Annotated in this window: 1 protein-coding gene, 9 tRNA genes and 5 rRNA genes; all 15 read left to right on the top strand. The window is 53.1% G+C overall.

All coding sequences use genetic code 11. From position 1 onward, the window contains the following. The first annotated feature begins 30 nt into the window (after positions 1-30). The 15 genes from lysS to AAV35_RS13360 all read left to right on the top strand — a co-directional run bounded on the left by lysS (position 31) and on the right by AAV35_RS13360 (position 12,366). Positions 31-1,512 (top strand): lysine--tRNA ligase, encoded by a 1,482-nt coding sequence (gene lysS, locus AAV35_RS13435; RefSeq protein ID WP_008591417.1) that lies wholly within the window; start codon positions 31-33, stop codon positions 1,510-1,512. 333 nt (positions 1,513-1,845) lie between these two features. Further along, positions 1,846-3,414 (top strand): 16S ribosomal RNA (locus tag AAV35_RS13425). A gap of 223 nt (positions 3,415-3,637) precedes the next feature. After that, positions 3,638-6,549 (top strand): 23S ribosomal RNA (locus tag AAV35_RS13420). A 100-nt stretch (positions 6,550-6,649) separates the two neighbouring features. After that, positions 6,650-6,764 (top strand): 5S ribosomal RNA (gene rrf / locus AAV35_RS13415). A 7-nt stretch (positions 6,765-6,771) separates the two neighbouring features. Next, a tRNA-Val gene (locus AAV35_RS13410) sits at positions 6,772-6,847 on the top strand. Between the two features lie 4 nt (positions 6,848-6,851). After that, positions 6,852-6,927: transfer RNA gene (locus AAV35_RS13405), tRNA-Thr, on the top strand. A 12-nt stretch (positions 6,928-6,939) separates the two neighbouring features. After that, positions 6,940-7,012, top strand: a tRNA-Lys gene (locus AAV35_RS13400). A 10-nt stretch (positions 7,013-7,022) separates the two neighbouring features. After that, positions 7,023-7,104 (top strand) — tRNA-Leu (locus AAV35_RS13395). A gap of 7 nt (positions 7,105-7,111) precedes the next feature. Beyond that, positions 7,112-7,183: transfer RNA gene (locus AAV35_RS13390), tRNA-Gly, on the top strand. A gap of 46 nt (positions 7,184-7,229) precedes the next feature. Next, positions 7,230-7,319, top strand: a tRNA-Leu gene (locus AAV35_RS13385). Positions 7,320-7,328: 9 nt separating this feature from the next. Then, positions 7,329-7,405: transfer RNA gene (locus AAV35_RS13380), tRNA-Arg, on the top strand. 6 nt (positions 7,406-7,411) lie between these two features. After that, positions 7,412-7,488: transfer RNA gene (locus AAV35_RS13375), tRNA-Pro, on the top strand. A gap of 7 nt (positions 7,489-7,495) precedes the next feature. Beyond that, positions 7,496-7,571, top strand: a tRNA-Ala gene (locus AAV35_RS13370). A gap of 91 nt (positions 7,572-7,662) precedes the next feature. Next, positions 7,663-9,231: ribosomal RNA gene (locus AAV35_RS13365) — 16S ribosomal RNA — on the top strand. 223 nt (positions 9,232-9,454) lie between these two features. Beyond that, a 23S ribosomal RNA gene (locus AAV35_RS13360) occupies positions 9,455-12,366 on the top strand. The 16S, 23S and 5S rRNA genes sit together here with 9 tRNA genes alongside, the layout of an rRNA operon. Positions 12,367-12,371 lie beyond the last annotated feature (5 nt).

The following is a 12,371-nucleotide window of genomic DNA, read 5'->3' as shown; positions in this document are numbered from 1 at the left end:
TGAAATCAAACATAGAACGGAGTGAGAAACATGGCTGATGAGATGAATGAATATATGCAGGTACGTCTCGACAAAATGAACAGCTATAGAGAACAGGGGATCGACCCTTTTGGAGACAAGTTCGAGCGTACGCATTTAGCTCAGGATCTGCACGAGTCATATGAAGAGGTTACGAAAGAGGAGCTTGAAGAGAAACAGGTGCCGGCTGTCGTTGCGGGGAGAATTATGACAAAACGCGGCAAGGGGAAAACGGGTTTCGCTCACATCCAGGACTTAAGTGGTCAGATTCAGCTTTATGTCCGGAAAGATGAAATCGGAGAAGAGAATTATGAGCTTTTCAAATCGGCGGACATGGGAGATATCGTCGGGGTGGAGGGTGTTATGTTCAAAACGAACGTCGGCGAACTATCCGTCAAAGCACAGAAGTTCCATATGCTGACGAAATCCCTGCGTCCCCTCCCGGAGAAGTTCCATGGTCTGAAAGATGTGGAACAGCGTTATCGTCAGCGCTACCTGGATCTTATTACGAATCCTTCGAGTAAAGAAACGTTTATTACCCGGAGTAAAATCATCCAGTCGATGCGCCGTTATCTCGATGGTCTCGGCTTCCTCGAAGTAGAGACACCTATGATGCACGGTATTCCTGGCGGAGCGGCAGCACGTCCGTTCGTAACTCACCACAATGCTCTTGATACGGAGCTATATATGAGGATCGCCATTGAACTTCACTTGAAGCGCCTTATCGTGGGCGGCCTGGAAAAAGTTTACGAAATCGGACGCGTCTTCCGTAATGAAGGAGTATCCACACGCCATAACCCCGAGTTCACAATGCTTGAGCTGTATGAAGCTTTCGGAGATTACCGCGATATTATGGATCTCACGGAAGAACTGATAGCTCATATTGCAAAAGACGTTCTTAATACAAGTAAAATAGCTTACGGGGAACAGGAGATCGACCTTGAACCGAAATGGACACGACTGCATATGGCGGACGCCATCAAAGAAGAGACAGGTGTAGATTTCCGGAAAGAGATGTCGGATGATGAAGCCCGTCAGTTAGCTGAAAAACACGGAGTGGAGATCGATAAAAACATGGCATTCGGACATATTATGAATGAATTCTTCGAACAGAAAGTCGAAGAGAAGCTTATTCAGCCTACTTTCATATACGGTCATCCTGTAGAAATTTCTCCACTTGCAAAACAGAACCCGGACGATAAACGCTTTACGGATCGTTTCGAACTGTTCATCGTCGGCAGGGAACACGCTAACGCATTTTCCGAGCTGAATGACCCGATAGATCAGCGGAAGAGGTTTGAAGCCCAGGTGGAGGAAAGAGAAGCCGGGAATGATGAAGCTCACCTTATGGATGAAGATTTCCTCGAATCTCTGGAATACGGGATGCCGCCGACAGGCGGTCTCGGCATAGGAGTCGATCGTCTCGTAATGCTTTTGACAAATTCTTCTTCTATTCGTGATGTTCTGTTATTCCCACAAATGAAGCAAAAGTGAAGATTATAAAAAAACCGTCCTTCAGAGGGGCGGTTTTTCTATTATTACTTAAAATACCTGCAAATGTTTTTCAGAAAAAACTTTTAATTAAACAACTATTGCACCTGATTCTGAATCGTGATAAATTATTATTTGTCGCATTAAGAAAGCCGGGAACGGCAGACGATGCGAAACAAAAAAATATATAAAGTTGTTGACGGGAAACCTTCAGCATGATATATTAATTAAGTCGCTGTTTTGAGGCGACGCTGTAATGGATCTTTGAAAACTGAACAATGTTTTATGCCATGCGTCAATTTTTTGAACGAATTATGATTGAGCTAATCAATCTCTTTTATGGAGAGTTTGATCCTGGCTCAGGACGAACGCTGGCGGCGTGCCTAATACATGCAAGTCGAGCGCGGGAAGCGAGCAGAAGCCCTTCGGGGCGGATGCTCGTGGAACGAGCGGCGGACGGGTGAGTAACACGTGGGCAACCTGCCTGTAAGACCGGAATAACCCCGGGAAACCGGGGCTAATGCCGGATAACCCAACGGTTCTCCTGAACCGATGGTAAAAGGATGGCTTCTTGCTATCGCTTACAGATGGGCCCGCGGCGCATTAGCTGGTTGGTGAGGTAACGGCTCACCAAGGCGACGATGCGTAGCCGACCTGAGAGGGTGATCGGCCACACTGGGACTGAGACACGGCCCAGACTCCTACGGGAGGCAGCAGTAGGGAATCTTCCGCAATGGACGAAAGTCTGACGGAGCAACGCCGCGTGAATGATGAAGGTCTTCGGATCGTAAAATTCTGTTGTGAGGGAAGAACAAGGATCGTGCGAACAGAGCGGTCCCTTGACGGTACCTCACGAGGAAGCCCCGGCTAACTACGTGCCAGCAGCCGCGGTAATACGTAGGGGGCAAGCGTTGTCCGGAATTATTGGGCGTAAAGGGCACGCAGGCGGTTCCTTAAGTCTGATGTGAAAGCCCGTGGCTCAACCACGGATGGCCATTGGAAACTGGGGAACTTGAGAACTGAAGAGGAGAGTGGAATTCCACGTGTAGCGGTGAAATGCGTAGATATGTGGAGGAACACCAGTGGCGAAGGCGACTCTCTGGTCGGTTTCTGACGCTGAGGTGCGAAAGCGTGGGTAGCAAACAGGATTAGATACCCTGGTAGTCCACGCCGTAAACGCTGAGTGCTAGGTGTTAGGGGGCTTCCACCCCTTAGTGCTGAAGTTAACGCATTAAGCACTCCGCCTGGGGAGTACGGCCGCAAGGCTGAAACTCAAAGGAATTGACGGGGGCCCGCACAAGCGGTGGAGCATGTGGTTTAATTCGAAGCAACGCGAAGAACCTTACCAGGTCTTGACATCCTTGGCTACTTCCAGAGATGGAAGGTTCCCTTCGGGGACCAAGTGACAGGTGGTGCATGGTTGTCGTCAGCTCGTGTCGTGAGATGTTGGGTTAAGTCCCGCAACGAGCGCAACCCCTAATCTTAGTTGCCAGCATTCAGTTGGGCACTCTAAGGTGACTGCCGGTGACAAACCGGAGGAAGGCGGGGATGACGTCAAATCATCATGCCCCTTATGACCTGGGCTACACACGTGCTACAATGGATGGGACAAACGGAAGCGAACCCGCGAGGGGTAGCCAATCCGAGAAACCCATTCTCAGTTCGGATTGCAGGCTGCAACTCGCCTGCATGAAGCCGGAATCGCTAGTAATCGCAGATCAGCATGCTGCGGTGAATACGTTCCCGGGCCTTGTACACACCGCCCGTCACACCACGAGAGTTGGCAACACCCGAAGCCGGTGAGGTAACCTTTACAGGAGCCAGCCGTCGAAGGTGGGGCCAATGATTGGGGTGAAGTCGTAACAAGGTAGCCGTATCGGAAGGTGCGGCTGGATCACCTCCTTTCTAAGGATAGGAACGGGTCTTTCCCCTTACGGGAAGGATCCGCACGAACCGGGCGCTCTTATGGAGCGCTCCGGCGCATGGCTAAAACATGTTCAGTTTTGAGAGATCTATGCTCTCTTTGAACCTTGAAAACTGGATAAGAAACAAACAGACAATATCGTAAGATATTGATCTGGACCAACATCGATCTTTATTTTAGAATGAAGCGTCTTTTCACTAGTATAGTGAAGAAATGAAGGGCGCACGGTGGATGCCTTGGTACCAGGAGCCGATGAAGGACGGGACAAACACCGAAATGCTTCGGGGAGCCGTAAGTAGGCGTTGATCCGAAGATGTCCGAATGGGGGAACCCACTGTCCGTTATGGGACAGTACCGATCACTGAATACATAGGTGGTCGGAGGTAGACCCGGGGAACTGAAACATCTCAGTACCCGGAGGAGAGGAAAGCAAATGCGATTTCCCGAGTAGCGGCGAGCGAAACGGAACCAGCCCAAACCAGAGAGCTTGCTCTCTGGGGTTGTAGGACACTCCCTTGGAGTTACCAAGAGGGAGGATAGGCGAATCGGACTGGAACGTCCAGCCATAGCAGGTAACAGCCCTGTAGCCGACATCCTCCCTCCTCCGGAGTGGATCCTGAGTACGGCGAAACACGAGAAATTTCGTCGGAATCCGGGAGGACCATCTCCCAAGGCTAAATACTCCCTGGTAACCGATAGTGAACCAGTACCGTGAGGGAAAGGTGAAAAGCACCCCGGAAGGGGAGTGAAAGAGAACCTGAAACCGTGTGCCTACAAGTAGTCGGAGCCCGTTAATGGGTGACGGCGTACCTTTTGTAGAATGGACCGGCGAGTTACGATCGGCTGCAAGGTTAAACACCGTAGGTGTGGAGCCGCAGCGAAAGCGAGTCTGAACAGGGCGTCTCGAGTAGACGGTCGTAGACCCGAAACCGTGTGATCTACCCATCTCCAGGGTGAAGGTCAGGTAATACTGACTGGAGGCCCGAACCCACGTAAGTTGAAAATTACGGGGATGAGGGGTGGGTAGGGGTGAAATGCCAATCGAACACGGAGATAGCTGGTTCTCTCCGAAATAGCTTTAGGGCTAGCCTTCGGCCAGGAGTCCTGGAGGTAGAGCACTGATTGGATGAGGGGCCCCTACCGGGTTACCGAGTTCAGTCAAACTCCGAATGCCAGCGACTCGCGTCGAGGAGTCAGACCATGGGTGAGAAGGTTCATGGTCAAGAGGGGAACAGCCCAGACCGTCAGCTAAGGTCCCTAAGTGTGTGTTAAGTGGAAAAGGATGTGGCGTTGCTTAGACAACCAGGATGTTAGCTTAGAAGCAGCTATCATTGAAAGAGTGCGTAATAGCTCACTGGTCGAGTGACGCTGCGCCGAAAATGTACCGGGGCTAAACACACCACCGAAGCTACGGATTTGCATCGATGATGCAAGTGGTAGGAGAGCGTTCCAGGAGCTGTGAAGTCAGACCGTGAGGACTGGTGGAGCGACTGGAAGTGAGAATGCCGGTATAAGTAGCGAAAAAAGAGTGAGAATCTCTTTCACCGTAAGCCTAAGGGTTCCTGAGGAAGGCTCGTCCACTCAGGGTTAGTCGGGACCTAAGCCGAGGCCGAAAGGCGTAGGCGATGGACAACAGGTGGAGATTCCTGTACCACCCGCCTCCGTTCGAGCGAACGGGGGGACGCAGGAGGATAGGGAGAGCGCACCATTGGATGTGTGCGTCCAAGCTGTGAGCGCGTCGGATAGGCAAATCCGTCCGGCAAGTGCAAGCAGTGATGGGGAGAGAACATGAGTATCGAAGCTCCTGATTTCACACTGCCAAGAAAAGCCTCTAGCGAGGATGGCGGGTGCCCGTACCGCAAACCAACACAGGTAGGCGAGGAGAGTATCCTAAGGTGATCGGGAGAACTCTCGTTAAGGAACTCGGCAAAATGACCCCGTAACTTCGGGAGAAGGGGTGCTCCTCTGCCGAGGAGCCGCAGTGAAGAGGCCCAAGCGACTGTTTACCAAAAACACAGGTCTCTGCGAAACCGTAAGGTGAAGTATAGGGGCTGACACCTGCCCGGTGCTGGAAGGTTAAGGGGATGCGTTAGCGTAAGCGAAGCGTTGAACCGAAGCCCCAGTAAACGGCGGCCGTAACTATAACGGTCCTAAGGTAGCGAAATTCCTTGTCGGGTAAGTTCCGACCCGCACGAAAGGTGCAACGACTTGGGCACTGTCTCAACGAGAGACCCGGTGAAATTATACGATGCGTGAAGATGCGCATTACCCGCGACAGGACGGAAAGACCCCGTGGAGCTTTACTGTAGCCTGATATTGAATGTTGGTATCGCTTGTACAGGATAGGTGGGAGCCATCGAAACCGGAGCGCAAGCTTCGGTGGAGGCGCCCGTGGGATACCACCCTGGCGGTACGGACATTCTAACCCAGGACCGTGATCCGGTCCGGAGACAGTGTCAGGTGGGCAGTTTGACTGGGGCGGTCGCCTCCCAAAAAGTAACGGAGGCGCTCAAAGGTTCCCTCAGAATGGTTGGAAATCATTCGCAGCGTGTAAAGGCACAAGGGAGCTTGACTGCGAGACCTACAAGTCGAGCAGGGACGAAAGTCGGACTTAGTGATCCGGCGGTACCGCATGGAAGGGCCGTCGCTCAACGGATAAAAGCTACCCCGGGGATAACAGGCTTATCTCCCCCAAGAGTCCACATCGACGGGGAGGTTTGGCACCTCGATGTCGGCTCATCGCATCCTGGGGCTGTAGTCGGTCCCAAGGGTTGGGCTGTTCGCCCATTAAAGCGGTACGCGAGCTGGGTTCAGAACGTCGTGAGACAGTTCGGTCCCTATCCGTCGTGGGCGTTGGAAATTTGAAAGGAGCTGTCCTTAGTACGAGAGGACCGGGATGGACACACCGCTGGTGTACCAGTTGTTCCGCCAGGAGCATTGCTGGGTAGCTACGTGTGGACGGGATAAGTGCTGAAAGCATCTAAGCATGAAGCCCCCCTTGAGATGAGATTTCCCTTTACAGAGATGCCTCTGAGACGAAGAGGTTGATAGGTCCGGTGTGGAAGCGTGGCGACACGTGCAGCAGACGGATACTAATCCATCGAGATCTTCTCTATACGTTGGTCGTATGTTTCTTATCCAGTTTTGAAGGTTTTTCAAAAAACCTCTTGAAATTTGTTCGAAAGAACAATATAATAATCTTTGTCCTTAAAAAGGTTTGGTGGCAATAGCGAAGAGGTCACACCTGTTCCCATGCCGAACACAGAAGTTAAGTTCTTCCGCGCCGATGGTAGTCGGGGTTACCCCCCGCAAGAGTAGGGCGCTGCCAAACTTTATCTGGAGGATTAGCTCAGCTGGGAGAGCACTTGCCTTACAAGCAAGGGGTCGCAGGTTCGAGCCCTGCATCCTCCACCATTTTGCCGGCCTAGCTCAATTGGTAGAGCAACTGATTTGTAATCAGTAGGTTGGGGGTTCAAGTCCTCTGGCCGGCACCATTTCATATTTATGAGCCATTAGCTCAGCTGGTAGAGCATCTGACTTTTAATCAGAGGGTCGGAGGTTCGAGCCCTCCATGGCTCATAGTTCATATGCGGGTGTGGCGGAATTGGCAGACGCGCTAGATTTAGGATCTAGTGTCTTACGACGTGGGGGTTCAAGTCCCTCCACCCGCATTTTGCTGCGGAAGTAGTTCAGCGGTAGAACACCACCTTGCCAAGGTGGGGGTCGCGGGTTCGAATCCCGTCTTCCGCTCTTTACTTAATTTATTTGTGCGGTCGCGATAGCGGCAAAATGCCATGCCGGGGTGGCGGAATTGGCAGACGCACAGGACTTAAAATCCTGCGGTGGGTCTACCACCGTGCCGGTTCGAGTCCGGCCCTCGGCACCATATTCATATGCGCCCGTAGCTCAATTGGATAGAGCGTCTGACTACGGATCAGAAGGTTAGGGGTTCAAGTCCTCTCGGGCGCACCACTCATACGGGAAGTAGCTCAGCTTGGTAGAGCACTTGGTTTGGGACCAAGGGGTCGCAGGTTCGAATCCTGTCTTCCCGACCATTTTTTCGGGGCCTTAGCTCAGCTGGGAGAGCGCCTGCTTTGCACGCAGGAGGTCAGCGGTTCGATCCCGCTAGGCTCCACCATTTGATTTTTAGTAGATCTTTGAAAACTGAACAATGTTTTATGCCATGCGTCAATTTTTTGAACGAATTATGATTGAGCTAATCAATCTCTTTTATGGAGAGTTTGATCCTGGCTCAGGACGAACGCTGGCGGCGTGCCTAATACATGCAAGTCGAGCGCGGGAAGCGAGCAGAAGCCCTTCGGGGCGGACGCTCGTGGAACGAGCGGCGGACGGGTGAGTAACACGTGGGCAACCTGCCTGTAAGACCGGAATAACCCCGGGAAACCGGGGCTAATGCCGGATAACCCAACGGTTCTCCTGAACCGATGGTAAAAGGATGGCTTCTTGCTATCGCTTACAGATGGGCCCGCGGCGCATTAGCTGGTTGGTGAGGTAACGGCTCACCAAGGCGACGATGCGTAGCCGACCTGAGAGGGTGATCGGCCACACTGGGACTGAGACACGGCCCAGACTCCTACGGGAGGCAGCAGTAGGGAATCTTCCGCAATGGACGAAAGTCTGACGGAGCAACGCCGCGTGAATGATGAAGGTCTTCGGATCGTAAAATTCTGTTGTGAGGGAAGAACAAGGATCGTGCGAACAGAGCGGTCCCTTGACGGTACCTCACGAGGAAGCCCCGGCTAACTACGTGCCAGCAGCCGCGGTAATACGTAGGGGGCAAGCGTTGTCCGGAATTATTGGGCGTAAAGGGCACGCAGGCGGTTCCTTAAGTCTGATGTGAAAGCCCGTGGCTCAACCACGGATGGCCATTGGAAACTGGGGAACTTGAGAACTGAAGAGGAGAGTGGAATTCCACGTGTAGCGGTGAAATGCGTAGATATGTGGAGGAACACCAGTGGCGAAGGCGACTCTCTGGTCGGTTTCTGACGCTGAGGTGCGAAAGCGTGGGTAGCAAACAGGATTAGATACCCTGGTAGTCCACGCCGTAAACGCTGAGTGCTAGGTGTTAGGGGGCTTCCACCCCTTAGTGCTGAAGTTAACGCATTAAGCACTCCGCCTGGGGAGTACGGCCGCAAGGCTGAAACTCAAAGGAATTGACGGGGGCCCGCACAAGCGGTGGAGCATGTGGTTTAATTCGAAGCAACGCGAAGAACCTTACCAGGTCTTGACATCCTTGGCTACTTCCAGAGATGGAAGGTTCCCTTCGGGGACCAAGTGACAGGTGGTGCATGGTTGTCGTCAGCTCGTGTCGTGAGATGTTGGGTTAAGTCCCGCAACGAGCGCAACCCCTAATCTTAGTTGCCAGCATTCAGTTGGGCACTCTAAGGTGACTGCCGGTGACAAACCGGAGGAAGGCGGGGATGACGTCAAATCATCATGCCCCTTATGACCTGGGCTACACACGTGCTACAATGGATGGGACAAACGGAAGCGAACCCGCGAGGGGTAGCCAATCCGAGAAACCCATTCTCAGTTCGGATTGCAGGCTGCAACTCGCCTGCATGAAGCCGGAATCGCTAGTAATCGCAGATCAGCATGCTGCGGTGAATACGTTCCCGGGCCTTGTACACACCGCCCGTCACACCACGAGAGTTGGCAACACCCGAAGCCGGTGAGGTAACCTTTACAGGAGCCAGCCGTCGAAGGTGGGGCCAATGATTGGGGTGAAGTCGTAACAAGGTAGCCGTATCGGAAGGTGCGGCTGGATCACCTCCTTTCTAAGGATAGGAACGGATCTTTCCCCTTACGGGAAGGATCCGCACGAACCGGGCGCTCTTATGGAGCGCTCCGGCGCATGGCTAAAACATGTTCAGTTTTGAGAGATCTATGCTCTCTTTGAACCTTGAAAACTGGATAAGAAACAAACAGACAATATCGTAAGATATTGATCTGGACCAACATCGATCTTTATTTTAGAATGAAGCGTCTTTTCACTAGTATAGTGAAGAAATGAAGGGCGCACGGTGGATGCCTTGGTACCAGGAGCCGATGAAGGACGGGACAAACACCGAAATGCTTCGGGGAGCCGTAAGTAGGCGTTGATCCGAAGATGTCCGAATGGGGGAACCCACTGTCCGTTATGGGACAGTACCGATCACTGAATACATAGGTGATCGGAGGTAGACCCGGGGAACTGAAACATCTCAGTACCCGGAGGAGAGGAAAGCAAATGCGATTTCCCGAGTAGCGGCGAGCGAAACGGAACCAGCCCAAACCAGAGAGCTTGCTCTCTGGGGTTGTAGGACACTCCCTTGGAGTTACCAAGAGGGAGGATAGGCGAATCGGACTGGAACGTCCAGCCATAGCAGGTAACAGCCCTGTAGCCGACATCCTCCCTCCTCCGGAGTGGATCCTGAGTACGGCGAAACACGAGAAATTTCGTCGGAATCCGGGAGGACCATCTCCCAAGGCTAAATACTCCCTGGTAACCGATAGTGAACCAGTACCGTGAGGGAAAGGTGAAAAGCACCCCGGAAGGGGAGTGAAAGAGAACCTGAAACCGTGTGCCTACAAGTAGTCGGAGCCCGTTAATGGGTGACGGCGTACCTTTTGTAGAATGGACCGGCGAGTTACGATCGGCTGCAAGGTTAAGCACCGTAGGTGTGGAGCCGCAGCGAAAGCGAGTCTGAACAGGGCGTCTCGAGTAGACGGTCGTAGACCCGAAACCGTGTGATCTACCCATCTCCAGGGTGAAGGTCAGGTAATACTGACTGGAGGCCCGAACCCACGTAAGTTGAAAATTACGGGGATGAGGGGTGGGTAGGGGTGAAATGCCAATCGAACACGGAGATAGCTGGTTCTCTCCGAAATAGCTTTAGGGCTAGCCTTCGGCCAGGAGTCCTGGAGGTAGAGCACTGATTGGATGAGGGGCCCCTACCGGGTTACCGAGTTCAGTCAAACTCCGAATGCCAGCGACTCGCGTCGAGGAGTCAGACCATGGGTGAGAAGGTTCATGGTCAAGAGGGGAACAGCCCAGACCGTCAGCTAAGGTCCCTAAGTGTGTGTTAAGTGGAAAAGGATGTGGCGTTGCTTAGACAACCAGGATGTTAGCTTAGAAGCAGCTATCATTGAAAGAGTGCGTAATAGCTCACTGGTCGAGTGACGCTGCGCCGAAAATGTACCGGGGCTAAACACACCACCGAAGCTACGGATTTGCATCGATGATGCAAGTGGTAGGAGAGCGTTCCAGGAGCTGTGAAGTCAGACCGTGAGGACTGGTGGAGCGACTGGAAGTGAGAATGCCGGTATAAGTAGCGAAAAAAGAGTGAGAATCTCTTTCACCGTAAGCCTAAGGGTTCCTGAGGAAGGCTCGTCCACTCAGGGTTAGTCGGGACCTAAGCCGAGGCCGAAAGGCGTAGGCGATGGACAACAGGTGGAGATTCCTGTACCACCCGCCTCCGTTCGAGCGAACGGGGGGACGCAGGAGGATAGGGAGAGCGCACCATTGGATGTGTGCGTCCAAGCTGTGAGCGCGTCGGATAGGCAAATCCGTCCGGCAAGTGCAAGCAGTGATGGGGAGAGAACATGAGTATCGAAGCTCCTGATTTCACACTGCCAAGAAAAGCCTCTAGCGAGGATGGCGGGTGCCCGTACCGCAAACCAACACAGGTAGGCGAGGAGAGTATCCTAAGGTGATCGGGAGAACTCTCGTTAAGGAACTCGGCAAAATGACCCCGTAACTTCGGGAGAAGGGGTGCTCCTCTGCCGAGGAGCCGCAGTGAAGAGGCCCAAGCGACTGTTTACCAAAAACACAGGTCTCTGCGAAACCGTAAGGTGAAGTATAGGGGCTGACACCTGCCCGGTGCTGGAAGGTTAAGGGGATGCGTTAGCGTAAGCGAAGCGTTGAACCGAAGCCCCAGTAAACGGCGGCCGTAACTATAACGGTCCTAAGGTAGCGAAATTCCTTGTCGGGTAAGTTCCGACCCGCACGAAAGGTGCAACGACTTGGGCACTGTCTCAACGAGAGACCCGGTGAAATTATACGATGCGTGAAGATGCGCATTACCCGCGACAGGACGGAAAGACCCCGTGGAGCTTTACTGTAGCCTGATATTGAATGTTGGTATCGCTTGTACAGGATAGGTGGGAGCCATCGAAACCGGAGCGCAAGCTTCGGTGGAGGCGCCCGTGGGATACCACCCTGGCGGTACGGACATTCTAACCCAGGACCGTGATCCGGTCCGGAGACAGTGTCAGGTGGGCAGTTTGACTGGGGCGGTCGCCTCCCAAAAAGTAACGGAGGCGCTCAAAGGTTCCCTCAGAATGGTTGGAAATCATTCGCAGCGTGTAAAGGCACAAGGGAGCTTGACTGCGAGACCTACAAGTCGAGCAGGGACGAAAGTCGGACTTAGTGATCCGGCGGTACCGCATGGAAGGGCCGTCGCTCAACGGATAAAAGCTACCCCGGGGATAACAGGCTTATCTCCCCCAAGAGTCCACATCGACGGGGAGGTTTGGCACCTCGATGTCGGCTCATCGCATCCTGGGGCTGTAGTCGGTCCCAAGGGTTGGGCTGTTCGCCCATTAAAGCGGTACGCGAGCTGGGTTCAGAACGTCGTGAGACAGTTCGGTCCCTATCCGTCGTGGGCGTTGGAAATTTGAAAGGAGCTGTCCTTAGTACGAGAGGACCGGGATGGACACACCGCTGGTGTACCAGTTGTTCCGCCAGGAGCATTGCTGGGTAGCTACGTGTGGACGGGATAAGTGCTGAAAGCATCTAAGCATGAAGCCCCCCTTGAGATGAGATTTCCCTTTGTAGAGATGCCTCTGAGACGAAGAGGTTGATAGGTCCGGTGTGGAAGCGTGGCGACACGTGCAGCAGACGGATACTAATCCATCGAGATCTTCTCTATACGTT

This window comes from Salimicrobium jeotgali (assembly GCF_001685435.2).
Classification (GTDB): Bacteria; Bacillota; Bacilli; order Bacillales; family Halobacillaceae; genus Salimicrobium; species Salimicrobium album.
This window is presented reverse-complemented; position numbering and strand designations above follow the sequence as displayed.

Bases quoted from the DNA above. Each gene is read 5' to 3' on its own strand.
- lysS (WP_008591417.1), top strand. From the start codon at position 31: ATGGCTGATGAGATGAATGAATATATGCAGGTACGTCTCGACAAAATG.